General features: G+C 58.0%; 21 protein-coding genes. 15 read left to right on the plus strand and 6 right to left on the minus strand.

Translation table 11 applies throughout. The features are described from left to right. Positions 1 to 15: 15 nt before the first annotated feature. Together QSJ80_RS09475 and QSJ80_RS09480 are read left to right on the plus strand one after the other, a co-directional pair. The gene (locus QSJ80_RS09475; protein ID WP_285764195.1) at positions 16 to 570 is read left to right on the plus strand and encodes a YaeQ family protein; all 555 of its coding nucleotides are present in this window, start codon (positions 16 to 18) and stop codon (positions 568 to 570) included. Positions 571 to 635: 65 nt separating this feature from the next. After that, positions 636 to 1,118, plus strand: coding sequence for a YajQ family cyclic di-GMP-binding protein (locus QSJ80_RS09480; RefSeq protein ID WP_285764196.1), 483 nt, complete (start codon positions 636 to 638; stop codon positions 1,116 to 1,118). Positions 1,119 to 1,215: 97 nt separating this feature from the next. Here the strand turns inward: QSJ80_RS09480 and QSJ80_RS09485 are convergent, their stop codons facing one another. Further along, a complete protein-coding gene (locus tag QSJ80_RS09485) occupies positions 1,216 to 2,046 on the minus strand; it encodes a DUF3014 domain-containing protein (RefSeq protein ID WP_285764197.1) in 831 nt (276 codons plus the stop codon). Between the two features lie 511 nt (positions 2,047 to 2,557). On the opposite strand from QSJ80_RS09485, the gene QSJ80_RS09490 reads away from it, so the two are divergent. The 4 genes from QSJ80_RS09490 to QSJ80_RS09505 are packed head-to-tail and all read left to right on the plus strand — an operon-like array spanning position 2,558 to position 7,468. Next, positions 2,558 to 3,715 carry a TonB-dependent receptor plug domain-containing protein gene (locus QSJ80_RS09490; RefSeq protein ID WP_285764198.1) on the plus strand — a complete coding sequence of 386 codons (1,158 nt, stop codon included), beginning with the start codon at positions 2,558 to 2,560 and terminating at the stop codon, positions 3,713 to 3,715. 3 nt (positions 3,716 to 3,718) lie between these two features. Then, entirely contained in the window at positions 3,719 to 4,999 is a 1,281-nt protein-coding gene (gene yfcC / locus QSJ80_RS09495) for a putative basic amino acid antiporter YfcC (RefSeq protein ID WP_285764199.1), read from the plus strand. Positions 5,000 to 5,008: 9 nt separating this feature from the next. After that, positions 5,009 to 6,190 carry a beta-aspartyl-peptidase gene (iadA, locus tag QSJ80_RS09500; protein ID WP_285764200.1) on the plus strand — a complete coding sequence of 394 codons (1,182 nt, stop codon included), beginning with the start codon at positions 5,009 to 5,011 and terminating at the stop codon, positions 6,188 to 6,190. A gap of 30 nt (positions 6,191 to 6,220) precedes the next feature. Next, entirely contained in the window at positions 6,221 to 7,468 is a 1,248-nt protein-coding gene (locus QSJ80_RS09505) for a cyanophycinase (protein ID WP_285764201.1), read from the plus strand. A gap of 94 nt (positions 7,469 to 7,562) precedes the next feature. On the opposite strand, the gene QSJ80_RS09510 is transcribed toward QSJ80_RS09505, so the two are convergent. Next, positions 7,563 to 9,923 carry a penicillin acylase family protein gene (locus tag QSJ80_RS09510; RefSeq protein WP_285764202.1) on the minus strand — a complete coding sequence of 787 codons (2,361 nt, stop codon included), beginning with the start codon at positions 9,921 to 9,923 and terminating at the stop codon, positions 7,563 to 7,565. Between the two features lie 269 nt (positions 9,924 to 10,192). On the opposite strand from QSJ80_RS09510, the gene ung reads away from it, so the two are divergent. Next, positions 10,193 to 10,918 carry a uracil-DNA glycosylase gene (gene ung, locus QSJ80_RS09515; RefSeq protein ID WP_434219176.1) on the plus strand — a complete coding sequence of 242 codons (726 nt, stop codon included), beginning with the start codon at positions 10,193 to 10,195 and terminating at the stop codon, positions 10,916 to 10,918. A gap of 30 nt (positions 10,919 to 10,948) precedes the next feature. Here ung and ygfZ read toward each other — a convergent pair whose 3' ends face one another. After that, a complete protein-coding gene (gene ygfZ, locus QSJ80_RS09520) occupies positions 10,949 to 11,932 on the minus strand; it encodes a CAF17-like 4Fe-4S cluster assembly/insertion protein YgfZ (RefSeq protein WP_285764203.1) in 984 nt (327 codons plus the stop codon). Positions 11,933 to 12,066: 134 nt separating this feature from the next. Here ygfZ and QSJ80_RS09525 point away from each other — a divergent pair, with 134 nt between their 5' ends. Then, positions 12,067 to 12,312, plus strand: coding sequence for an FAD assembly factor SdhE (locus QSJ80_RS09525; protein WP_285764204.1), 246 nt, complete (start codon positions 12,067 to 12,069; stop codon positions 12,310 to 12,312). Next, a complete protein-coding gene (locus QSJ80_RS09530) occupies positions 12,287 to 12,745 on the plus strand; it encodes a protein YgfX (RefSeq protein WP_285764205.1) in 459 nt (152 codons plus the stop codon). Before QSJ80_RS09525 ends, QSJ80_RS09530 begins: the two co-directional genes overlap by 26 nt. Positions 12,746 to 12,819: 74 nt before the next feature. On the opposite strand, the gene QSJ80_RS09535 is transcribed toward QSJ80_RS09530, so the two are convergent. The 3 genes from QSJ80_RS09535 to nadB form a co-directional block, all read right to left on the minus strand. Next, positions 12,820 to 14,853 carry an amidohydrolase family protein gene (locus QSJ80_RS09535; protein ID WP_285764206.1) on the minus strand — a complete coding sequence of 678 codons (2,034 nt, stop codon included), beginning with the start codon at positions 14,851 to 14,853 and terminating at the stop codon, positions 12,820 to 12,822. Between the two features lie 33 nt (positions 14,854 to 14,886). Beyond that, positions 14,887 to 16,920, minus strand: coding sequence for an amidohydrolase family protein (locus QSJ80_RS09540; RefSeq protein ID WP_285764207.1), 2,034 nt, complete (start codon positions 16,918 to 16,920; stop codon positions 14,887 to 14,889). Between the two features lie 146 nt (positions 16,921 to 17,066). After that, complete coding sequence (gene nadB / locus QSJ80_RS09545) at positions 17,067 to 18,689, minus strand: L-aspartate oxidase (protein ID WP_285764208.1); 1,623 nt, start codon at positions 18,687 to 18,689, stop codon at positions 17,067 to 17,069. Positions 18,690 to 18,930: 241 nt separating this feature from the next. On the opposite strand from nadB, the gene rpoE reads away from it, so the two are divergent. From rpoE to lepA, 6 genes are all read left to right on the plus strand, one after another. Further along, positions 18,931 to 19,521: an RNA polymerase sigma factor RpoE gene (gene rpoE, locus QSJ80_RS09550; protein ID WP_285764209.1), complete on the plus strand. Its 591-nt coding sequence runs from the start codon at positions 18,931 to 18,933 to the stop codon at positions 19,519 to 19,521. Between the two features lie 169 nt (positions 19,522 to 19,690). Next, positions 19,691 to 20,449: a sigma-E factor negative regulatory protein gene (locus QSJ80_RS09555; protein ID WP_285764210.1), complete on the plus strand. Its 759-nt coding sequence runs from the start codon at positions 19,691 to 19,693 to the stop codon at positions 20,447 to 20,449. Positions 20,450 to 20,471: 22 nt separating this feature from the next. Continuing rightward, positions 20,472 to 21,407 carry a MucB/RseB C-terminal domain-containing protein gene (locus QSJ80_RS09560; RefSeq protein ID WP_285764211.1) on the plus strand — a complete coding sequence of 312 codons (936 nt, stop codon included), beginning with the start codon at positions 20,472 to 20,474 and terminating at the stop codon, positions 21,405 to 21,407. Between the two features lie 61 nt (positions 21,408 to 21,468). Further along, positions 21,469 to 21,951 (plus strand): SoxR reducing system RseC family protein, encoded by a 483-nt coding sequence (locus QSJ80_RS09565; protein ID WP_285764212.1) that lies wholly within the window; start codon positions 21,469 to 21,471, stop codon positions 21,949 to 21,951. Positions 21,952 to 22,059: 108 nt separating this feature from the next. After that, positions 22,060 to 23,451: a DegQ family serine endoprotease gene (locus QSJ80_RS09570; protein ID WP_285764213.1), complete on the plus strand. Its 1,392-nt coding sequence runs from the start codon at positions 22,060 to 22,062 to the stop codon at positions 23,449 to 23,451. Between the two features lie 172 nt (positions 23,452 to 23,623). Continuing rightward, a complete protein-coding gene (gene lepA / locus QSJ80_RS09575) occupies positions 23,624 to 25,435 on the plus strand; it encodes a translation elongation factor 4 (RefSeq protein WP_285764214.1) in 1,812 nt (603 codons plus the stop codon). Positions 25,436 to 25,457: the final 22 nt, after the last annotated feature.

The following is a 25,457-nucleotide window of genomic DNA, read 5'->3' on the forward strand; positions in this document are numbered from 1 at the left end:
CTGGAGAACGTCTGTTTGGCTCTCAAAGCGACAATCTACAAGGCTGACCTGAACGTTGCGGATATGGACCGTGATTATTACGCCGACCACAGCCTGACCCTGGCCTGCCACCCCTCGGAGAATGCCGAGCGCCTGATGGTGCGGCTGCTGGCTTTTGCACTGAATGCGGATGAGAGGCTGGAATTTACCCGCGGCCTGTCGACGGACGATGAGCCCGACCTCTGGCGCCGCAGCCTCTCGGGTGATGTCGAGCAGTGGATAGAGGTCGGCCTGCCCAGTGAGGAGCGCCTGAAAAAAGCGGCGGGTCGCGCTGCCGAGGTCTGCGTCATTGCCTATGGGCCGAGAACCGCGCCAGTGTGGTGGGAAAAAAACCGAGACCTGCTGGCGCGAAACAGGCGCCTTGAAGTGCTCTATCTGCCGCCGGAGCAGAGTGAGGCCCTGCAGGGGTTGCTGGGGCGCACCATGCAATTGCAGTGCACCATCCAGGATGGAGAAGCCTGGTTCAGCAGTGACAATGGCAATGCCGAGGTCCGCCTGGAGCGCTGGCAGACGCTCGCCGCTCAGCCGTAGCAGCCGGGCAGTGGCCAGACAGCGATAGTAAAAGTTTCAAATCCGAATTCAGCAAGGATAATTCAATGCCATCTTTCGATATTGTTTCTGAAGTAGACAAACACAACCTGACGAATGCGGTGGACCAGGTAAGGCGAACCGTAGGTAACCGGTTTGATTTCAAGGGGGTCGAGGCCACGATCGATCACACCGACTTCCTGGTGAATATTGCCTCCGAAGGTGATATGCAGGTCGACCAGATGGTGGACATGCTCCGCGCAGCACTGATCAAGAATGGTATTGATCCGCTGGCAATGGAGTTAGGGGAAAAGGCGCAGTCCGGAAAGCTGGTGAAAGTGGATGTGACCCTGAAGAACGGCCTGGAAAAGGACCTGGCGAAGAAGATCGTCAAGCTTATCAAGGAAGAAAAAATGAAAGTCCAGGCCTCTATCCAGGGAGATCAGGTTCGGGTAACCGGCAAGAAGCGGGATGACCTGCAAGCTGTTATTGCTCTGATGAAGGATAAGGAACTGGAGCAGCCACTGCAGTTCAACAACTTCAGGGATTAATTGGGCATCGGACGAGTTGGGGCGACGGATCGCCCTTTGATAGGGCCGGCACTGGTGCCGGCCCATTGTCTTTCCAAAATAGCGGTCTGTGGGACTGTTAAAGCGGCAACTTTTCCAGCTCGATTTTCAGTTCCCTTAACTTCTCCTTAACCCGCAGTGCGTTATCCGGGCCCATGCGGATCATCAGCTTGTGCACGCCGGGAAGCTTCTCCAGTTTCGGGTCCTTGAACTTGTAGTACACCGAGGGTTGCACCAGCTCAATTGGGCCCTTGAGGTCAGGCGCCGCAAGGGCAACATCGATCGCTTTCAGCATCACTTTATGAAAGCTTTTTTCCTTGTTACCCAGCTCGCCATAGGCCTGTGAAAAGCGGGGGTACCAGAATTGGTAAAGCTCAACCGCCGTACCGGTGTCCGCCAGGGCAAAGATGCGGACCAGCGTGTCGTAACGCTCGTAATTCTGCTCCGACAGCGTAACGCTCTTCTGGCCGTCTGCCTCTACTGTACTTTCGACTTTGATAGGGCCGCGGATGTTGCGCATCGGGCGGTGTTTGGTCATCAGGTTTCCGCGCGATGCGCTGTCAATGGCCGCAACCCATTTGCGGATCACCTCGTCACGTACAAGCCATTTGGCCAGGGCGCTGTCCGGTGCGAGACTGAGAAAGGCGTCACGTACCGGCTCGTCGCTGAAGTTCAGTTCCGCAGGCACCGGCTTGGGTTCAACGGGAATGGGGTCCGCTTCGGGCATTTGTGGTTCCGGCTCCGGTGGCGCCGGCTCTTCACGGATCACCTGGCGGGGAGGCTCGGGCAGGGTTACGGGGGCTTCTACCTTTTCCTCTGGAGGTGGCGTCAAAACGTAGTAGGCGCCGCCGGCCAGCACTGCCACCAGAACGCCGGCCAGCAGCCATTGCGAAGTCCTCAGGTCACTCATATTCATCCTCCAGGAAAACGGGGCCTTATATCAGGTGGACACTTATAACTGTAAATGGTTTCCCACGGAAGACGTGTTGCAGGGCTTTACAGTAAATTTTCGACATGTTAAAACGGAGTGGCATGTTTCGGCATGATCTATTTCACCAATATCTAAAGAGCCCACTTCGAGCGCCATGAGCAAAAGCAACGCTGTACATTCTGCTTCTGTTAAGCGCTGCTCCGCAGACTACTACCTGAGTGAGTGGTTCGACGAGTAGCGTTCTTGCTGCAACACCGGAAGCACTTCATATGAGGTGTCCGTTGCTGCATAAGGATCTGCTTGGTCGGGACATTTCTCCATCCTTCAGATAATCAATCCGATTCTCCTTTAATTCGCATTGCATCACTGCGTCTATTCGCAGTGCCTTGTGCTGTGTTCCGGTGCTCGCAGTTTGGAAAAGTTGCGCAGTGTGCGGCTGCACCCACAACAAAATCAAGGACACAGGTCTAGGAAACTGAGGGAATAAACTATGAAGGGAAGAACACGGCTCTACCGTGCTATCCAGGCTGCGATCGGTTGCTCGCTGGTATGTAGCGTTGCCAATGCCCAGCAAGGCGTCGAGCAGGCAAGTCAGCCAGTAGAGGAAGTTGTTGTAACCGGTACCCATATCAAGGGGCTGGATACCGAAGGCGCAGTGCAGGTGGTCCAGATTGGCAGGGAGGAGATTGACGCTTCGGGCGCGCTCTCACCGATCGAGTTGCTCAAGCAGCTTACCCAGACCGGAGGAGGGAGCGGTACCTTCTCGACAACGACGGCCGGCCCACTTTCAAGCAATACTCCGGTGGGTGCCGCGGGCGTATCCCTGCGCGGGCTCGGCGCGGCGTCGACTCTGGTCCTGGTAAACGGGCGAAGGGTATCGGTCAGCTCCTTTGCGAAGGGGCAGGAATCCTTTGTAGATGTAAACTCAATTCCGTTGTCGGCAATCGAGCGAATCGAGGTGCTGCCGAGTGGTGCTGCGGCAACCTATGGTGCGGACGCTGTTGCGGGCGTAGTCAACTTTGTTCTGCGCGATGACTATGAAGGCAGTGAACTCAGCCTTTCCCACGGCAATTCGACGGCGAGTACCGACGAGGGTAAGTATAACCTGAACTGGGTATGGGGGCGTAAAGGTGAGCGCAGTCACACGATGTTGGTCGCAGACATATTCACCCGGAATGCGCTTTATGATCGCGACAGGGCCGCAACCGCAAATTCAGTAAGGCCGAGCCAGCAGGGTATCTATCCCAGTTTCAATGACCTGTTTGCAATGTACTACGACCAGGCAGAAGAAGCTGGGGACGGTGGGTGCGCGGATGAGCAATTTGGTTTTGGTTCGTTTGGTGAATTTTGCGAATTCAATACCAATGCATATGTGGCGACCCAGGATGAATATGATAGCGCCAGCGTAGTCGGTACATTCGATTTTCAGTTGAGCGACTCGGTCGAGTGGTTCAATACTGCGATGGTGCAGGCCAGTAGCTCCAGCGGCACGGCATCACCAGCAAATTTCAGTCGCGCCCCGTTCGACCCGGAATCGCCGCTCTGGCCCGAGGCACTGAAGGCAGATATCGTTGAGGAAGGCGGGTTCAGCCCCGATTTTCCAACTGATGATTTCAGCGATTTTTATGGCTATCCGATTTTTGCATGAGGTGTGCCATTTTTTGCGGAAGGCGGCGATATCGGCCTTTTGAATTTTGCCTTTGAGGGCATGGTTTCAGGCACCAAGTGGGGCGCGTCCATCGGTGTATTCGCGTTTGTCCTGCTGACAGGCGGCGCGTTCGGGTTGATTTTTGCCAGCGGTAGTGTGGAGCGGCTGTTACGCCTGGTGATCGCGCGTAAGGCGATACCCGGTTCCTTGTACCTGGCGATACTCTGCCTGATGTTTTCCCTGGGCGGGGCCGTCTTTGGCATGGGTGAAGAGGTAATTCCCTTTACTCTCATCGTCGTTCCGGCATTGATAGCAATGGGATACGACAGCATTACCGCGGTTCTTGTGACTTATGTCGCCACCCAGCTGGGGTTTGCGACGTCCTGGATGAACCCTTTTGGTGTAAGCATTGCGCAAGGCATTGCCGATGTGCCGTTGATGTCCGGTAGTCTTCCCAGGATGGCGCTGTGGGCTGTAGTGACGCTGTGCCTGGTGGTATATACCCACTATTATGCGCGCAGGGTCCTGCAAAACCCGGAATCCTCGCTGCCATATAAATCTGACAGTCAGCATCGCGCAACACTGGACGCATCGGAGTCCACGACGGCCCTGGTCCGTGGTGACGGCCTCGTACTGCTACTCTTCCTTGGCGGTATCGCCTGGATGGTCTGGGGTGTTGTGAGCCGCGGCTATTTCCTGCCTGAGATTGCAACACAGTTCTTCACCGTGGGGCTTGTGATTGCCGTAGTTGCGATTCTCTTTCGTCTCAATGGCTTGACTGCTAACCGGGCTGCGGCCGCGTTCAGGGAAGGTGCCCAGCAGCTGTTGCCCGCTGCAATGGTAGTGGCCTTTGCCAAAGGTGTTGTACTGCTTCTCGGGGGCGATGATGCGACCAGCCCGAGCGTCCTGAATACGGTTTTGCATTCCGTCGGCTCTGCGCTTGCCGATGTGCCTGCGGTTTTGTCTGCCTGGGTAATGCTACTGTTCCAGACCGTGTTCAATTTCTTTATAACGTCCGGCTCCGGCCAGGCTGCGCTGACAATGCCGATCATGGCACCTCTCGCGGACGTGGTGGGTGTAACCCGCCAGACCGCAGTGCTGGCGTTTCAGTTGGGTGATGGCTTCAGTAATGTGATTGTGCCAACTTCTGCGGCCCTGATGGGTTGTCTGGGTGCGGCGCGCCTGGAGTGGGGTATCTGGGTTCGGTTCGCGCTGCCTTTAATCGGGTGGCTGTTTTTGCTGTCTTCCGTGGCGGTGATGCTGGCGGTTCTGACAGGGTTTTAAGAAGTTTTTATGCCAAAGATAGTTTTAATAAAAAATGCCAGGGTTTTTGCACCAGAAGATCTCGGTGTGCAGGATGTACTGGTTGCTGGAGAGAAGATTTCACAGCTCGGTGAAGGACTTGAGCTGCCCTCTGAGCTGGGCGAGACCATCGATGCGAGTGGTGCATGGCTCATCCCCGGACTGGTGGATTCTCTTGTTCACATTGCCGGTGGCGGCGGGGAGGGTGGTTTCGCGTCCAGAACCCCGGAGCTGGATCCCGTTGAGGCATTCTCTTCGGGGGTTACGACCGTGGTTGGTGTCCTGGGTACGGACGCAACCACGCGCACACTAAATGACTTGTACGGGAAGTTCCGTGCGCTCTGTGAGCAGGGACTTTCCTGCTACATGCACACGGGGTCGTACGAGTTTCCGGTGATGACTGTCACCGGCAGCGTGCGTTCCGATATTGTTTTTATGCAGAATGTCATCGGCGTCGGTGAGCTTGCAATTTCAGACCATCGCTCGTCCCAGCCGAGAACCGAGGAACTCGTTCGCGTAGCCTCCGACGCCCGCGTGGCAGGCCTGCTAAGCGGGAAGAAAGGCGTGCTCAGTATTCATGTGGGCGATGGCAAAGGGCGTTTGGATCCGCTGTTCGATGCGCTGGAGCATTCAGATCTCCCCGCCGAGCAATTTTATCCTACCCACATCAACCGGAATCGCGCCCTGCTGGCACAGGGTATCGAATTCGCCAAGTCCGGTGGCTATATCGATTTCACTGCCTCGACGACGGATGCAATTCTTGAAAGCGGCGAAGTGCGCGCAAGTCATGCATTGAAGCTCGCAATCCAGGCCGGTGTGCCTGTTGAACGCATAATCATGTCTTCTGATGGCCAGGGTTCGCTTCCGGATTTCTGTGAAAACGGATTATTGAAAAGCCTGGACGTTGCATCGGTTGCCAGTCTCTTCGGGGAATTACGGCGCGCGGTACAGGAGGAGGGTGTCTCCTTCGTCGACGCTCTCCGGTCCGTCACCTCCAATCCGGCAACAGTGCTGGGGCTTGGCGGCAAGGGTGGGATCGCTGCCGGACTCGATGCGGACTTGAGCATCGTGGATCCGTCGAACTTTGAGATTCGCTCTGTCATGGCCCGGGGTAACTGGCAGTACCTGGAGGGTAAATGCCGGGACGCGCTCGGACGCTTCGCACAGGAATAACGACAAAGGGATTACATAGGGAATTACATAATGGGATTGAAGTTGATTCGGTACCTTGCCGGTGCTCTTGCGCTGACTGCTTCCGTGGGCGCATACAGTGCAGGAAAGCTGATGATCGTCGGCGGTGCCCTGCGTAGTGACAACGAAGATGTATACAGGCAGTTTATTGCCGCTATTCCCGAGGACGCGCCCGACGTTGCGATCATCCCCGCGGCCTCAGGAAGGCCGGCACACTATGCAAAGCAGTTCGCTACTGATCTTGCAGCGCATGGTTTTAACGGCCACGTCCATGTACTTCCGGTAGCCTTGAGGGACGACCGCTCTACACCGTATGTTGATGAAAGCACCTGGGCAAAGGGCGCATTTGATGCAGCTCTACCGGAGAATTTGAACGCTGTCGGCGGTATCTGGTTTGTTGGTGGTGACCAGACCCGGATAACGGGCACCATGCTGACCGATAAAGGCGAAGACTCCCCCCTGATGACTGCTGTCAGACGCCGGCTCGCCGAAGGTGCTGTGGTCGGTGGCACCAGTGCCGGGGCGGCGATTATGAGCGACCCGATGATAGCGGGGGGCAGCTCGCTTGCTGCGCTCACAGTCCCGCCCGGTAACGAGTACGCGGGGATCAATGCGCAGGAGAGCGGGCAGCTGGTGCTACGCAAGGGCATTGGATTTTTTGATGCCGGTATCGTGGATCAGCACTTTGACCGCAAGGGGCGGCTGGGCAGGCTGGTTCGCTCGCTGGAGTCACAGGCGCCGTCGCGCAGGCTGGGATTTGGTGTGGACGAAGATACCGGCATCCTGGTCGACCTTGGCAAAAAAGAGATGACCGTGCTGGGTGCGGGCAACCTCGTCCTGATCGATGCACGTCAGGCAAAGTTTGCGAGCGGTAAGGATCAATTCGGTGCGCAGGGTATGACGCTGTCGGTACTGAGCCGTGGAGACCGCTACAACTATGGCACTCACAGCCTGTCCCTCAATGGCGCGCCTACGGTTAAAAATGAGGCCTTCGGTTATGTTGCGGACCAGGGCGCAGGTATGGCGATTCCGAACTCGCGTCTGGATCACCTGCTGGGCTTCTCCCTGCTCGACAATAGTGAGACCGCAGAGCTGAGGCGCTATGCCTTTGGCGAGGACGGTGCAGGTATCCTCTACCGGTTTACGCAGACGGGAAACAGTGAGGGTTACTGGCGCTACGGATCAGGCACCAAGGATCAGTATTCGGCCCGCGACGTACTCTTCTCCATCGAGCCCGTATCAATTTCCATCGAGAGGTAATTGATCGGTAATCGACAGTCAGTCGTCACGAACATTTCATTAGTCAAAAACTGCCAGCCCGGTGTGTGCTACCGCCGGGCCGACAGGATAGCCGTCAGGGCGTGAGCAGCAGGGTGCTGCTTGTCTTCTCCGTAATCTGCTTTTCATCCATCAGCTGGGTACGGTATTTCCCCTGGACATAAAGGGGCAGCTGATCTTCAAAGTGCGCGTCAAACGGGTTGCCAGACTGGCCCGCGGGCAGAATGCCAAGGCTGTTTTCAGCGCTGCCAAAGTCGATCAGGCGACGGGTCGAGGGGCCGGACTTGACGGCCTGGTGGCCGCTACCGAAACGCTGTGACAGGTTGTTGGGTACCGCGTGGCTGCCGGAGACAGGCACCGGGCCCACGTTCAGGAAGCGGTCGAGTAAGGCAATCTTGCCCATCGGGTGCTCCTGCTCGAAAGTGTGGACCGCCTGCCATTGCCACTGGTTGGTATCCTCGCCCAGTTTTTCCTGCAGGACGGCGATTGCGTTGCTCCAGCCCGCTGCGATTGCCCCCTCAAAGCCACCCAGTTCCGGGTTCTCGCTATTGTTCCACCAGGGCGACTCCGGGTTTTCCACCAGGTTGTAGAAGCCGTGGTCTATCGAGCGGGTGCGCACCAGCAGGCCGAAGAAGCTCTCGCCGAGCTCGTCATGAAAAGCCGCCCGGGCGACCTGATACTGCCATTCCGTGAATACTGTTGCCGCGATGGACTCCAGTGAAAACTGGCCGTCCCACGCCTGCAGCGCTTGCAGTAGCGGCTCTTGCTGCGCGTTACCCCGTGCCAGGTTTTCCACCACGGGAATCATGCGGTCCAGTGCGCGCAGGGCAAAATCGCTGCCGTCATCCATCTGGATGGCCATATTGTCGCCCAGATCCAGTGGCCTGGAATTGCCGGCAATCAGCTGGTCGATTCGACGCGCGCGCGCAGGAAGGTTGTAGTAACCCGGCACTGGCTGCGCATTCTGTGGCTGGTGGTTGGCGGAGACGATATAGCCGCGCTCCGGATTCACTTCCTGGGGGTTGCTGCTGAACGGATGGAAGCCATCGGGTTCATCATTGCCGCTTGCGCCATCGAGGATCAGCCACGGTTGTACGTGCGCGGGCCGGTTCGGCACCTTTGCGGCTGCCCACCAGGCAATGTTGCCCTCGGCATCGGCATACATCACATTCAGTCCCGGTGCATGAATGCCGCTGACGGCCTTGCCGAACGCCTCAAGGCTGTCTGCGTGATTCATCTTGTACAGTGCGTCGAGCATCGGATTCTCTGTCTGCAGGAACGCCCACCACAGGGATACGGGTTGGCGGCCATCGAATCCGTCGAACACGTCATTGATGATCGGACCGCGCGGTGTTGCGCGGATGGTGACCGCTACCGGATCCTGGCCCTTGACCTGGATTTTCTCTTCGCGGCTGATGATTTCCTGCCAGCCATCGCCCACGCGAACCTGTGTCGGGTTTTCCGGGTTCAGCTCTTCCAGGTAGAAGTCCATATCGTCGTTCTGGAACATTGTCAGGCCCCAGCCGCGCTCGCTGTTATGTCCGAGCAGGGCGGTCGGCACCAGTGCCTGGTGATGGCCATAGAGCTCGAAACCCGGCGCGTTCAGGTGTGCTTCCCACCAGGCGCCCGGGACAGAGAAGCTAATGTGCGGGTCGCTTGCCAGGATCGGGAAGCCGGAGGCGCTGCGTGTGCCGGCAATGGCCCAGGCGTTACTGCCCTCGAACAGCGGCAGTCCGCGGCCGGGTTCGGTCAGGGCGGCCACTTCGCCGAGGGACGCGAGTGTTTGCGGGGAGAGCTTTTCCAGAACACCGCCTTCCTGCCACTGGAGGTCGAAGTCAGCAAGGTACTCTTTGCCGAGTGTTGCAGCGATCCTGGTCATCAGTGGTTCCGAGCGCATCGCCATGGCAAAACTGTAGGCGAGGTAGCCGGACACACTGATAGTGTCTACTGCCGTAAAGGGCTCCGGCTTGACGCCGAGCAGGTCAAATTCCAGCGGCAACGTTTCCTGCGCGACAAACGCATTGATGCCGGCCAGGTAGCTTGTCAGGGCCTGGCCTGCCGGTGTGTTCATGTCCAGCTTGTGGACGTATTGCTCTGCATGCGCGCGTATACCCAGCGTACGGAACAGGGTGTCGGTCTTCACCAGCTCGGGGCCGAACAATTCTGCCAGGCGGCCACTGGCCAGCCGTCGCATCAGGTCCATCTGGAACAGTCGGTCCTTGGCATGCACATAGCCAAGTGCGCGGTACAGATCGTTCAGGTTCTCGGCATTGATGTGGGGTACGCCGTAGTGGTCGTAGCGCACCTGTACCGGCGCGACCAGCCCCTGCAGCGTCAGCTCGCCATTGCGAACGGTCTGATAGTGATGGTTTGTCCAGACAGTCAGGGCTGCGACCAGGAGGCCGGTGCCGAGGATTCCTGCGAGAAGTTTTTTCATTGTTGTTCCGGTAATCGAGCCGACCGACAGGGGGAGCGGGGCGTCTTGCGCTTTATATTTGCTGTTTGGGGCGGGATTGTACCACCCGGGCTTGCCGATGGGCCGCCGGAACATCGCTGGCCGGCAACTAAATGTGACTACTCAATTCTGTTTCTCCCGCGTTGCATTAGCTGGTAGCGTGTGGCAACGTCCGGGGCTTCCGAATCGGGTTTGAAAAGAAGCCCAAACAGAAACCCCAAACCGAAACCCCAAACCGAAAAGAGCAGAGTGTGAGCGCCGCGACCAATTTCTCTGAACAGGCCGGCCGGGCGGCCCTGCCAGCCTGCTGGCTGGAAGTGCTGCAGGCCGAATTCGACAAGCCGTATATGGTCGCGCTGCGCCAGTTCCTGCGCGATGAAAAAATGGCCGGCAAGGCGATTTACCCTCCGGGTGACGAGATTTTCAGCGCGTTTACCGCGGTGCCTTTTGAGCAGGTCAAGGTTGTGATACTGGGGCAGGACCCATACCACGGTCCGGGACAGGCGCATGGGCTGGCGTTCTCGGTTAAGCCGGGTATCCCCACGCCGCCGTCGCTACAGAATATCTACAAGGAAATCTACGCGGATCTCGGGCTGATGCCGCCATCCCACGGCAATCTGCAGTCCTGGGCCGAGCAGGGCGTTCTGCTGCTGAATGCCACCTTGTCGGTGGAACGGGGCAAGGCCGGGTCTCACCAGCGAAAGGGCTGGGAGCAGTTTACGGATGTTGTGGTGGAGGCCCTGAATATGCGCCGGGAAGGTCTGGTATTCATGCTCTGGGGCAGTTACGCGCAGAAGAAGGGCGCCGCCATCGACCGCGACCGGCATCTGGTTCTGGAGTCACCACACCCATCGCCCCTGTCGGCGCATCGCGGCTTCTTTGGCAGCGGCCACTTTTCCAGGGCGAACCAGTGGCTGGAGGGCAGGGGCTTTGCCCCTGTCGACTGGTCTGTGCCGGACCCGGACTCGCTCTTCTAATACCTCAGGCTACCTCAGGCTACCTGTGCGCTAGCCTTCCAGCGGGTTGAAGTCTCCATCATAGGGGATGTCGGCAAGCGCCAGTTCGCGTCCGTCCGGCAGCAAAAAGCCGCTGTCACCGGCGACATCTTTCTTATTCAGGACCGCGAGTAACTCGACACCGTCTGCATTCCCGGCTGCGGTCACCACCTCGCCGGCCGCTTTGCCGGATTCCAGCAGGACATCGCTACCGGGTTGCGGTTGCTCCCCGGCAGTAGTAACTAGCCGGAACATGCGCTTCTTGTTGGCGTCCCGGAACTGCATCCTGGCAATCACTTCCTGACCCGTGTAACAGCCCTTGTCGAAGCTCACCCCGCCGAGTGCCTGCAGGTTGATCATCTGCGGGATGAACTGTTCGGCGGTAGCCGCGCTTACCTCTGGCAAGCCGGCGCGCACCAATTCCAGTTGCCAGTCCGAGGTGCTGGCTGGGCTCGCCTGCTTGGCCAGGTCCTGCCACAGTGCTTCTGCAGTTTCTGTCGCTGTCCACAACACGGCGATCGAGTCTGTCAGTTTGTCTACGAGTACCCCCGGCCGGGCGATCCCTGCGGCGGCTTCCACTGCAGTTGCTCCAGCCAGGCCAAAGCCGCGCCACTTCTCGCTGACGTCGGTAACGTCCGCCTTGAAGAACACCGCGTATTTACCCAGTGCCGCCGTGGCGGCAGCAACCTGGTCTCTGGGCATGCTGCAATACACGGAGGATTCGGACTCTTTCAGCAGGTGGAATGCACTGATCATGCGGCCCTTGGGGTTGCAGTGGGCGCCGAAACAGCCGCCTCCCGTGGCAAGGTTGGTTACATCACAGGTCAGCTGGCCTTGCAGGAGCTTCTGGGTATCGGCGCCGGCGACCTGCATCAGCCCCAGATGGCTGAGGTCAAAAAGGCGCAGACCGGCCTCTGTCGCTGGAAATTTGGCGCCCTGCGGGGTTATCTCCGCACCTTGGCCTGTAAGGAATTGCTGCCAGGAAGTGTCTGCCATGGTGTTATTCGTGCCTTTGGGATCCGTCGGTATTGATCTGGTTGATCCTCTAGATGGGGCCGATGGGCGCTGATTTCAAGAGCGTTTCCAGTGCGGTATACTCCGCGCCCAGTTACCCTGAAGGAGTCCGTAGTATGGACCGCAACCGCCTGTTATGGGCCAGCCGCCGCGGCATGCTGGAGCTGGATCTGGTATTGATGCCGTTTGTCGAGAATATTTTCGACCAGCTGCCGGAAGAAGACCAGAAGCGCTATGAGGCCATGCTCGAATGTGAAGACCAGGATCTGTTTGCCTGGTTTCTGAAGCGCGAGGATCCGGAAGATCCGGAGCTCCTGAAAATCGTAGAAATCATCCGTGCCAACACCGGTCTTCAGGAATAGTCATTCTGCGCCGGCACCCAAGTCCGGGCGCCGGCCGCGCCTTCATTGTGTCGTTGAGCCCTCCCGCCAGTTATCCGTCGTCCAGCTGCTGATCACCGCAACAGTCGTTGCCGCTCTACTGCTTATGCCATTGCCGTGGCTGCTCCGGCTGTTACTCGCATGCCTCGCAATCCTGCTTTCCCTGCGTGAACGGGCGCAGCTGACAAAGTCCCGGGGGCTGTTACTTGCCCGTGATGGCAGCCTTTTCTGGAGGGAGCAGGGCGCAGCAGAGGAGCAGGAAATACACCTCAGTGGCGAGCAGGTGCTCTGGCCGTGGCTGGTAATTCTGAAGGGTCGGGTGTGCGAAACCGGTGAGCGATTCAGTCTGGTGCTCGGTCGTGACTCGGTTTCAGGAGATGACTGGCACTACCTGCACGGCATGTTGCGCTGGTAGCAAAGTGCCAGCGATTGCGGGCTGCCCCGGCAGGACAGCCCGCTGCTTCGGTTGATCGCTTTGTAAGCCCGTAGTTACCGGGCCTGCGGGATCTCGAACTTGATGGAGTCAGTAAATGGCTCAATGCCCAGGGCCGCGTACAGCTCATCCGGCTTGTACAGGTTCTGGCCCTCGATCACCAGTGTGGTTTTGCGCAGCGCGCTGATGTCTTCCAGCGGGTTACCGTCCACCAGCACCAGGTCGGCGTCCTTGCCGATTTCTATCGAGCCTGTCCTGTCCCAGGCGTTCATGATCTTTGCTGCGTTGACCGTGGCCGTCCTCAGTACATCGGCGTTGGGAATGCCGGCCTTTGCATACAGCTCCAGTTCCCGGTGCAGGATAAAGCCCGGCATGCCATCGGTGCCGGCCACCATGGTGACACCGTGCTCGTGTACTTTTTTCAGCATCTTGAGCAGGGCTGCAGAAGACTTGTCGTAGGCGTGGCGGTGCTCCTTGGGCACATCGAGCCAGGTACCCAGGTTGTTGCGGCGTACGTTTGCCGGCAGGTGATCGGCAATGCTTGCCAGTTCCGGGCTCATCTCTCCCTCACGCGCCTGTAGCAGCCAGTTGAATACGGATACGGTGGCATCGACCACTGTGCCTTTCCTGGCGAGCTTGTCGAGGAAATCCGAAACCTCTTCACTTTCCAGGTCCAGTTCGTGAGCGTGCTCGCCGACCTCGGTAAAGCGTAGGCGCTCGCGGGTATCTATCCGGTCCATAAAGTTCAGGAATAGCATATTGATATGCTGTATCTCATCGAAGCCAGCGTCCACCGCTTCCTCGGCGGTCATAAATGCGGGGATGTGTCCTGAGTAGCGCATGCCCCTGCTGTGGATACGTTCCGCCATGGGCTTGACCCATTCCGGTTTGATGGAACTGTAGGACTTCACCTGCACGTAGCCGTTGTCCGCGAAGAAATCGATATGCTTGAGGGCGTCCTCGAGGCTCGCTGCAGTCATGCCATTGCGAGCGGAGTTCTCGCTTTCGCCGTCCATAAAGCCGGAGCGGTAGAGCTTGCCACCAATGACATCGTCGGACTGGAACAGCTTTTCTATGTGCATAATGTTGTCATGGCTGTTGCCGATATCGCGCACATTCACAACGCCCGCGGCCATATTGAGCGTGCCCGCCATGGCAGAGAGATGCCCGTGCATATCCCACAGTCCCGGCACCAGGGTTTTGCCACTGGCATCGATACGGGTTGCATTTTCTTCTGTAATGGCGGTTTTGCTGATGGCTGCAATCTTTCCATCTTTGACAAGTACGTTTTGTTGCGGCAGGCGTTTGCCATTGACCACATCCACGACGCCCACATTCTCGATGACTATGGGTGCTGAAGACTTGTGGGTATTCGCTTTGGCGATGCCCTTCAGGTAATTGTCATTTGCCGCAGTCTGTTTGGTGAACAGTTCCTGCAGGTGCTCACGCTGCCAGCCACTCTTTGCGGCAAAGCGTGCCCCGTTGCGCCAGCTATTCGCAAAGAATTCACCGTCTTCGGTAAACCATGCGGTATCCGGCAGGAAACCGAGCCCTGAAATACCGTAAAGGTAGACGGTCTGCTTTTCTCCATTCCTGCTAACCGTTGCCGTATCCAGCTTGTGCAGAGAGGCGGTCCCCTGTGGCAGCAGGTCTATGGTGTTGTCCGTGTCGGCAAGAAGCGTGCGGACGAAGGCATTGTAAAGAGCAACAGAAGACTTGGCCGGGAAGAAGAAGTGCGGCTGGGAGATTTTTTCGCTGCCGCTCTCGTCAATTCCTTTCCATGTGGCGATTCCATCAATCAGGGTATAGGTTTCGTCCACGGGTGCGCCACCTGCGCTCTCTCCCTTGACCCGAATGTATTCCGGATATTGCTGCTTATCGAGTTTGAAGGACTCCTCGATTGAAACCCTGCGATTGTTAAACTTCAGTTGAACTTTCGTTTGGGTGGTGTTGCCTTCGGTATTGGAAACTATGGAGCCCATGGGGCCTTCCGGATCATGAACGATGTATTCAATGGTCTCGGCGTGAAGAGGTGAGGTCGACAGGGTAAGAAACGCAACCAGGCCGACCGATGAAGCCAGTGCTTTCATGGTCTTTCCCGTTTATTCTGTGATGAGTGTGCTCTATTGAGCCTGTGCTATTTCGAAATCTACTGATTTGATAAATGGCTGGATACCCATGGCGCTATAGAGTGCATCTGGCTGGTACAGGTTCTGGCCTTCAATCACAAGGACCGTATTGCGCAGTGCACTGATGTCTTCCAGTGGGTTTCCTTCTACTAACACCAGGTCCGCGTCCTTGCCGACTTCAACCGAGCCGGTCCTGTCCCAGGCATTCATGGTCTTCGCCGCGTTGACCGTGGCTGTTCGAAGTACATCAGCGTTAGGAATCCCGGCTTTTGCATAGAGCTCCAGTTCCCGATGGAGGATGAAGCCAGGCATGCCGTCGGTACCAGCCACCAGGGTGACCCCGTGATCATGCGCTTTCTTTATCATTTCAAGCAGGGCTTCTGCAGATTTGGCGTAAGCGTGTCGATGCTCTGGTTTTATATCAAGCCAGCTGCCAACATTCTGCCGCCTGACATTTGCGGGCAGGTGGTCGGCAATGCTCGCCAGTTCCGGACTGACTTCGCCCTCTCTGGACATCAGAAGTTCGTTGAATACTGCGATTGTAGCGTCGACGACTGTGCCTTTCCTTGCCAGCTTATCCAGAAATGCTTCGACCTCCTCACTTTCCAGGTCCAGCTCGTGCGCGTGCTCGCCGACCTCGGTAAAGCGCAGGCGCTCGCGGGTATCTATCCGGTCCATAAAGTTCAGGAATAGCATATTGATATGCTGTATCTCATCGAAGCCAGCGTCCACCGCTTCCTCGGCGGTCATAAATGCGGGGATGTGTCCTGAGTAGCGCATGCCCCTGCTGTGGATACGTTCCGCCATGGGCTTGACCCATTCCGGTTTGATGGAACTGTAGGATTTCACCTGCACGTAGCCGTTGTCCGCGAAGAAATCGATATGCTTGAGGGCGTCCTCGAGGCTCGCTGCAGTCATGCCATTGCGAGCGGAGTTCTCGCTTTCGCCGTCCATAAAGCCGGAAGGGTAGAGCTTGCCACCAATGACATCGTCGGACTGGAACAGCTTTTCTATGTGCATAATGTTGTCATGGCTGTTGCCGATATCACGCACATTCACAACGCCCGCTGCCATATTCAGCGTGCCGTCCATGGGCGACATGTGCGCATGCATATCCCATAGTCCTGGAACAACGGATTTTCCCGCTGCGTTGATACGGGTCGCGTTTTTTTCCTTAATTGGTTCCCCGCTAATCTTTACGATTTTGCCTTTTTGGATCAGAAGATTCTGTTCAGTGAGCAGTTTCCCGTTTTCAACGTCGACGATATTGGCGTTTTCGATTAACACTGGCGCTGAAGATTTGTGGGTGTTTGCGTTTGCTATCCCCTTTAGGAAGCTGGTTTCAGCGGTCAGTTGCTTTTGGATAAGTGGGCCGAGCTCATCTTTTGTCCACCCACTTTCTGCGATAACCCAGGATCCTCCTCGGAAACTGGTTGCAAAGAAGTCGCCATTTTCTGTGTGCCAGGATGTTTCTGGCAGGAACCCCATGCCTGAGATGCCGTAAAGGATCAGACTTGTTTCCTCGCCGCCTTTGTTGAGGGTTGCTTGGTCAAGCTTGATCAACTTTGCAGTGCCCTGGGGAAGCAAATTTACTGACTGATTCGCATCTTCCAGTAATGCCTTTACGAGAGTTGTCGTCAGGAATACTCCCATGTTTTTCGGGATGAAAAAGTGGGGTGACGAGAGCGTTTTGCTCCCATTTTCGTCAATTCCGCTCCACGTTGCTTTCGATTCAATTACCTTGTACGTGTCGTCGATTTTAGCTCCAAACGGACTCACGCCTTCTCTTGTGATGTAGTTTGGATAACCGTTTTCGTCTAGCCGATACGACTCCGCGATCCTTACTCGCCGATTGTTAAATTTGATTTCTACTCGTGTTTTTATCGTATCGCCGTCTACATGAACGACCTCGGAGCCGGCTGCGCCTTCCGGATCGTGATAGATATATTCTTTAGTGTCAGCGTGAAGAGATGCGGTCGACAGGGTAAGAAACGCAACCAGGCCGACCGATGAAGCCAGTGCTTTCATGGTCTTTCCCGTTTTTTTTGAGTAAGTTGCAAATCGATATCGACCTTGTCAGGTTTTCCAACGATGTGCAATGACGGGCGCTTACAGATGGGCTGCGGTTAACATCTGGTGCGCTGGCACCAGATGTATTGGCGTAGAGTAACTGGCTAAACCACGTGCGCCTGGTTGGCGAAGTTTGGCGGTACCAGGATGGTGTCCATGGCCAGCTCGCGCTGCCCGGGGTAATCGAGCGAGTAGTGCAGGCCGCGGCTCTCCTTGCGATCGAGGGCAGACTCGATGATCAGCTGGGCGACCACCGCCAGGTTGCGCAGCTCAATCAGGTCGCTGGTGACCTTGTAGTTGGCGTAGTACTCGAGGATCTCGTCCTGCAGCAGCTTGACCCGATGCAGGGCCCGCTCCAGGCGTTTGCGGGTGCGCACAATGCCCACGTAGTCCCACATAAAGCGACGCAGCTCGTCCCAGTTGTGCGAGATCACAACATCCTCGTCGGAGTCGGTAACCCGCGACGCATCCCAGGCCGGCGCCTTGCGGGGCACTTCCACCTCGTCGATGGTGGCCACGATATGATTGGCCGCAGAGCGGGCGTAGACCAGGCACTCGAGCAGGGAGTTGCTGGCCATGCGGTTGGCGCCGTGCAGGCCGGTGAAAGCGGTTTCGCCGATGACATACAGCTGGTCGAGGTCGGTCTTGCCGTCGCTGTCTACCATCACACCACCGCAGGTATAGTGTGCCGCCGGTACCACCGGGATTGGCTCGCGGGTGATGTCGATGCCGTACTGCAGGCAGTTCTGGTAGACCGTCGGGAAGTGGCTCTTGATGAACTCGGGGTCCTTGTGGGAAATATCCAGGAATACGCAATCGGCACCGAGGCGTTTCATCTCATGGTCGATCGCCCTGGCCACAATATCCCGCGGTGCAAGTTCGGCGCGCTTATCGAACCGCTTCATAAAGCGCTTGCCATTCGGCAGCTTCAGGTGCGCGCCTTCCCCGCGCAAAGCCTCTGTCACCAGCAGCGACTTGGCCTCTGGATGATACAGGCAGGTGGGGTGGAACTGGTTGAACTCCATATTGGCAACGCGGCAGCCCGCACGCCAGGCCATGGCAATACCGTCGCCGCTGGCACCGTCGGGGTTGCTGGTGTAGAGGTAGGCCTTGCTGGCGCCGCCGGTGGCGAGTACCACCGCGCGCGCGCCAAAAACATCGACAGACTCGCTCGATTTATTCAGCACATAGGCGCCTGCGCAGCGAAACCGCTTGGTGCGCGGGTTGGGCTGGCGGATCAGGTCCAGCGCAATATGGTGCTCGAACAGGTCGACGTTGGGCGCCGCATGAATGCGCTCGATCAGGGTACTGTGGACAGCCCGGCCGGTGGCATCGGCGCTGTGGATGATGCGCCGATGGCTGTGTCCGCCTTCCTTGGTTAAATGATATTCGCCGCCTTCGCTTTCGCGGGTGAAGTCCACGCCCTGGTCGATCAGCCACTGAATGGCTGCGGGGCTATTCTCCACGGTAAACCGCACTGCGTCTTCGTGACACAGGCCGCCACCGGCATTGATTGTGTCCTGCACATGGGATTCTACGGAGTCGAACTGGTCCAGCACCGCGGCGATGCCGCCCTGAGCAAACCAGGTCGAGCCATCCTGCAGGCGCTGCTTGCTCAGCAGGGCGATTCGATTTTCGGGACGCTGTTGCGACAAGTGCAACGCCAGGGCCAGGCCGGCGGCGCCGCTGCCGATCACCAGGATGTCATAAGAGAGATGTTTGCTCATGCTTAGCAGTTTTTAACCCGATCGTGCTTTAAGGTGTCGCGTACGCGTATTATAAAAGTCGCGTAGTATAAAAGTCGTCGGGTGTATCGGCCAACGTAATTGGTACGCCCCTGGAACTTTAATCCGGGCATTTTGTCCCCAATGTACAGAAATCAGTAATAATGAGCCGGCTCCGCCGGTGAAAATTATCAGCGACCGTGTCGGGGGCGCCCGGAGCAGGCATCGGTCTCAGGAGTAGTGGATGACAGCGCAGAATGCGCAGCTGAGCGACCAGCAGCTGGTCGAGAGGGTCAGGGCAGGGGATAAACGTGCCTTTGATCTACTGGTGCTCAAGTACCAGCACAAGATCGTTGCTGTAGTCAGCAGGTATATCAAGGACAGTCACGAGGTTTACGACGTGGTGCAGGAGGCGTTTATCAAGGCCTACCGCGCGATGGGTAACTTCCGTGGCGACAGCGCCTTCTACACCTGGATGTACCGGATCGCCATCAACACCGCAAAAAACCACCTTGTCGGTCGTGGGCGCCGCCCGCCCGCGTCGGATGTCGAGCTGGAAGATGCCGAGCACTACTCCGGCGGCGACCTGCTTCACGATATCGAATCCCCCGAGCAGAACCTGTTCAAGGAGCAGCTGGAAGAGGCTGTGCACCAGGCTATTGCGGATCTGCCCGAAGACCTGCGTTCCGCCCTGACCCTGCGCGAGTTCGAGGGACTGAGTTACGAGGAGATCGCGGATGTGATGGATTGTCCCGTTGGAACTGTTCGGTCACGTATTTTCCGGGCGCGTGAGGCTGTCGATCGCTGCGTCAAGGCGATCAGCGAGGGGGCCTGAGCCCGCAAGTAGAAAAGACCGCCAGAATAAATGTGGTGGACGGTGAAACAAACTGCCGGAATCGGGGTCATATGAAGTGCGCAGGGAGCCTCGAGAGGCCTCAGGCGACAAAAAACACAAGAAAGCGGTAGTTATCAGGGTTGCAAAGTCTAAAGAGAGGTGGTCCCGCATGACTCGTGGGAATGAACAGGAAAGCTTATTTGAGTCGCTGTCTGCGCTGATGGACGGTGAAGCCTCGGAATTCGAGGTGCGCCGGGTCCTGAAGGCCATGGTGGATGACCCGGATGGCGAACTCGCGCAGCGCTGGTCGCGCATGCAGCTGGCAAGCGGTGCCATGGCCCGTGATGCAGTTTGCCGCGTTCCGGCCGGACTGGCCGGGAGTATCTCCGCGGCTATCGCGGAGGAGGCTCCTGATACCGGCGCAGCCGGGCGCGGCGCCAGCAGCGGACCCTCTGATAACCCGGCTTCCAACGACCCGACCTGGTGGCGGCCTTTCGGCCGCGGCGCGGTGGCCGCAGCAGTAGCGTTTGTGGCGATCCTCGGGGTGCGTGAATTCGGCGGCCAGCCCGCCGGCACCTCGGATCTGGCGGCTGCGCCTGCCAGCGCGGTCCAGCAGACTGTGCAATCTACCCCGCAGCCCACGGGCTTTGCGATCCCGACGCCCACTGCCCGGCTTGTAAGTGCCGGTGCTCCGGCAATCCTGCAGCCGCGTATCGTGCCGGACCAGTCCGCTGGTGTGGTGCAACGACGCACGCCGCCGCCTGAGCTGATGCTGCACCTCAACCGGGTGATGGCGCAGCATGCGGAACAGTCTGCCCTGACCGGTACCCAGGGGCTCCTGCCTTATGCGCGCGCTGGTTACAGTGCGCCGGAAGCAAACAAGGCGCCGCAGCAAGAGCAGGAAGACAAGGCCCCGGAGCGCCGCTGATTACCAGCCTGGGAATTTACCTATGATCCGCTCCGTGTTGTCCAGATACCTGTGGGCGCCAGTGTTCCTGCTGACTGTGGCCGGCGCCCCGGCGCACAGCACCGAAGACCCGGAGCGTGTGGATGAGCTCCTCAAGCGGCTGGGTTCAGCCGTTTCCTCGCTGGATTATGAGGGGCTGGTGACATTCGAGCACGCCGGTATGCTGGACACGCTGCGTGTAGTGCGCGCGGTCAAGGACGGCGCCCTGCATGAGCGAATCCACTATATGAGCGGCAGCCCCCGGGAGGTGGTCAGCACCCTCAGCCTCGCAAACCATTGTCTCGCGCCGGGTAGCGGGCCGCTGATGATGTGGAGCGGCGTCACCGACCCAAGAATCCATGCCCTCTATGATTTCTACCTGCGTGGCCAGGCCCGTATCGCCGATCGCGATACCGTGGTCCTTGAGGTTCGCCCGAAAGACAATGACCGCTTTGGTGTGGTGCTGAACCTGGATGCCGAGACCGGATTGCCGCTCAAGTCCGTGTTGGTCGGTGCCGATGGCGGCATGCTCGAGAGGTACCAGTTTGTAGATCTCAAGCTGGGTGCCGTGAGCAGCGAGGCGCTGTCCCCCGAAACGGCAGCGGCGCGCCACGTGGATAACAGTTCGGAATGCACCCTGGAAGCCGGGCGCTGGGCGCTCAAGTGGACTCCGGCAGGTTATCGCAAGATTTCCCGTAAGCAGCTGCCGGATGGCGAAATGATGGTGTTTACGGATGGCCTGGCAGTCTTCTCCATATTCGTTCAGTCCTACCGGCCGGAGCTGGCTTTTCGAGGCCGCGCATTTCGCGGTGCCACGGTTGCCTATATGGGGCTGCTGCAGGCCGGCGCAAAACGTTACAATGTGACTGTGGTGGGGGAGATTCCCGACAACACCGCGAAGAAACTGGCGGACTCGGTTGTGCCATCCAGGCCTGAATAGTCCGTAAGGCCGAAGAGCCAGATTCAGGGTCAAACGCAAGGCAGGTGAAAGGTTTAGTGCCGTGATTACCGAACAAGGTCGCATTGTTGCCGTAGAGACGGGCGCTATCTGGGTGGAAACCATCCAGAAGAGCACCTGCGGTGGTTGCAGCGCGCGCTCGGGTTGCGGTACCGGCCTGCTCGGCGACTACTTCCGCTCCACCTCCCATATCCGTGTTCTGGTGGATGACGAAAGCCATCGGGAACTCGCCATAGACGACACCGTGGAAATCGGTATCCCGGAAAATGCGCTGGCGCTCGGGGCGCTCTCGGTCTATCTGTTGCCGCTTCTGGCGATGCTAATCGGGGCCGTTGCGGGCCACTCCATTGGCGGTGGAGCCAGTGATCTCGGGGCCATAATTGGGGCTGTCTGCGGTTTTGGCGCTGGTGCCGGTGCGAGCCGCCTGCTTGCGCGCGCCAACCACAATAAGCTTGAGCGCGAGCCGCGCCTGTTGCGTGTTTGCGGCAAGGCAACCCATGCCATCGCCGCGGTTAACGTTGCTTAACAATCTCGTTCCGAACTTTTCTTTCTTTTTATCCACTAACCTTTCATGCAGCCGCAGTTTCGGCTGCGCAAACTCAGATTGTGAAAAGATAACGAAGAGAGAGCACCAATGGTGAAACGATTTACGCAAGTATTGGTTCTTTTGTGGCTGGGGATTGCCTCAGTCGCCTATGCCGACCTGCCTAATTTCGCGGATCTGGTTGAGAAGAATTCTTCCGCCGTCGTAAAGATCAGTACTGTCGACAAGGGGCAGTCAAGCCTTTCTGACAGGCTGCCGCCGCAGTTCCAGGATATCCCGGATATTTTCCGTCACCTGCTGGAGCCGCGTCGCCGCCAGGATCGCCCGGTTGCCAGTATGGGGAGCGGTTTTGTGGTATCGAAGGATGGCTACGTGGTGACCAATAACCACGTGATTGATGGTGCTGATGAAATCACCGTGCGCCTCAGCGATCGGCGTGAATATAACGCCAAGGTCATCGGGGTGGATGTCCTTTCGGATCTGGCGCTGCTCAAGATCGAGGCGGATGACCTGACCGTGATCGAGTGGGGCGATTCCGACGAGCTGCGTGCCGGCGAGTGGGTACTGGCTATCGGCTCCCCGTTCGGGCTGGATTACTCTGCGAGTGCCGGGATCATCAGTGCCATGGGGCGCAGCATTCCAAGCCGTCGCAGTGAGAACTATGTGCCTTTCATCCAGAGTGATGTGGCGATCAACCCGGGTAATTCCGGTGGGCCGCTGTTCAACCTGGAGGGCGAGGTGATCGGCATTAACTCCCAGATTTTCACCCGCAGCGGCGGCTCCAATGGTCTCTCGTTTGCGATTCCCTCCAGCCTGGCCATCAATGTGATCGAGCAGCTGAAGGGCAAGGGGCGGGTAGACCGCGGCTGGCTGGGTGTCGGTATCCAGGATGTGACCCGTGACCTGGCCGAGGCCATGGGGCTGCGCAAGCCCCACGGTGCACTGGTGGCCCAGGTTGAGCCGGGCTCGCCTGCAGCGGAAGCCGGGTTGCTCGACGGTGACATTGTGATCCGTTTCGACGGCAAGAAGATTGACGAGTCCGGCGATCTGCCACACGTGGTGGGCCAGATCATGCCGGGTACGGAAGTTGAAATGACGATTGTGCGCAAGGGCAAGAAGGACAAGCTCGATGTGGTGGTGGGCACCCTGGGTGCAGCTGATGGTGAGGTTGCCGAGAATCGCCCTGAGCCCTCGGCCGTTGGCGGTCGCCTGGGTGTAATGGTCACACCGATTCCGGACAGCATCAAGCAGCGCTGGAACATCAAGGACGGTGTGATGGTCAAGCAGGTGGTGCCGGGCAAACCGGCGGCCAAGGCGGGCCTGCGCAGCGGTGATGTGATTGCGCAGGTGGGTTTTGACGCGGTCAACGATGTGGAGAGCTTTGAAAAAGTGGTGGATGGCTTGCCGGCCAACGAACTGTTGCCGATCCGCTTCTTCCGCGGTGGCCGACCGGCGTTCCGCACCATCCAGATCGAGGAATAGGGCCGCTGGTCCCCGTTGACTCAATTCAGGAGCCCCCGCCAGCCCGGGGGCTTTTTCATTTTGAGGGGTGGATTGCGCCGTCAGTGCCTAAGCTTGCGAAATGGGTTATCCTTGCCGCCCGAAAACCCTGGTGGGTTTTTATTAACTTATTGAAATTAATGAAGTTTTTGTAGTGACCGACTCTTCAGACCTGTCTCATATCCGCAATTTTTCCATTATTGCGCACATCGACCACGGCAAATCCACGCTGGCAGACCGTTTTATCCAGGTATGTGGTGGCCTGACCGAGCGGGAAATGGCCGCGCAGGTCCTGGACAGCATGGATATCGAGCGCGAGCGCGGTATCACGATCAAGGCACAGAGCGTGACTCTGGATTACACCGCACGCGACGGCAAGACCTACCAGCTGAACTTTATTGATACCCCCGGTCACGTTGACTTCTCTTACGAAGTTTCCCGCTCGCTGGCGGCCTGTGAGGGTGCCCTGCTGGTGGTGGACGCGGCACAGGGTGTAGAGGCCCAGTCCGTGGCCAACTGCTATACCGCAATCGAGCAGGGCCTCGAAGTGATCCCGGTACTGAACAAGATGGACCTGCCACAGGCAGATCCGGAGAAGGTCGCGGAAGAGATCGAGGACATCATCGGCATCGATGCCACCGAGTCGACCCGTTGTAGCGCCAAGTCAGGCCTGGGCGTCGAGGACGTGCTGGAGGACCTGGTGCGCCTGGTACCGCCGCCAACCGGTAATGTCGATGGCGATTTACAGGCACTGATCATCGATTCCTGGTTTGATAACTACCTGGGCGTTGTGTCCCTGGTGCGCGTTGTCGAAGGCACCCTGCGGGTCAAGGACAAGATTGTCACCAAGTCTCTGGGCCGTGCCCATGTGGTGGACAACGTGGGCGTGTTCACCCCGAAGCGCACGGAAACCGGTGTACTGAAGGCCGGTGAAGTGGGTTTCGTGGTAGCCGGCATCAAGGATATTCACGGTGCGCCGGTGGGCGATACCATCACCCATGCCAAGACCATGGAAACTGTACCGGCGCTGCCGGGCTTCCAGAAGGTCAAGCCGCAGGTCTATGCCGGCCTGTTCCCGGTCAGCTCCGATGATTACGAAGCTTTCCGGGAAGCGCTGGCGAAGCTGTCCCTGAATGATGCATCGCTGTTTTACGAGCCGGAATCTTCCGATGCCCTGGGATTTGGTTTCCGCTGTGGCTTCCTCGGCATGCTGCATATGGAGATCATCCAGGAGCGCCTGGAGCGCGAATACGACCTGGACCTGATTACCACGGCACCAACGGTGGTTTACGAGGTGCTGCTGACCAGCGGCGAGACCGTGATGGTGGACAACCCCTCGAAGCTGCCGGACCTCGGCATGATCGAGGAAATGCGCGAGCCGATCGCGGAAGCCAATATCCTGGTGCCGCAGGAGTACCTCGGCAACGTGATTACGTTGTGTGTCGAGAAGCGCGGTATCCAGAAAGACATGCAGTACGTGGGTGGCCAGGTTGCGTTGCGTTACGACCTGCCCATGAGTGAGGTGGTGATGGACTTCTTCGATCGCCTCAAGTCTGTGAGCCGTGGATTCGCATCACTCGATTACAGCTTTACACGATTCGAACCGGCACGTCTGGTGCGCCTGGATGTACTGATCAACGGCGATCGGGTGGATGCGCTGGCGCTGATCATTCACCGCGACAATGCCCAGTTCAAGGGGCGCGTTCTGGCAGAAAAAATGAAGGAGCTGATTCCGCGTCAGATGTTCGACGTCGCTATTCAGGCGGCAATCGGTGGCCAGATTGTGGCGCGAACCACGGTCAAGGCACTGCGCAAGAACGTGACCGCGAAGTGCTATGGTGGTGATATTACCCGCAAGAAGAAGCTGCTGGAGAAACAGAAGGCCGGTAAGCGCCGGATGAAGCAGATTGGTCGGGTAGAAGTGCCGCAGGAAGCCTTCCTGGCGGTGTTGAAAGTCGACAGCTGATGGTGCAATGCTGGTATCGTTG

Origin of the sequence: Biformimicrobium ophioploci (assembly GCF_030270605.1) — a bacterium.
Classification (GTDB): Bacteria; Pseudomonadota; Gammaproteobacteria; order Pseudomonadales; family Cellvibrionaceae; genus Biformimicrobium; species Biformimicrobium ophioploci.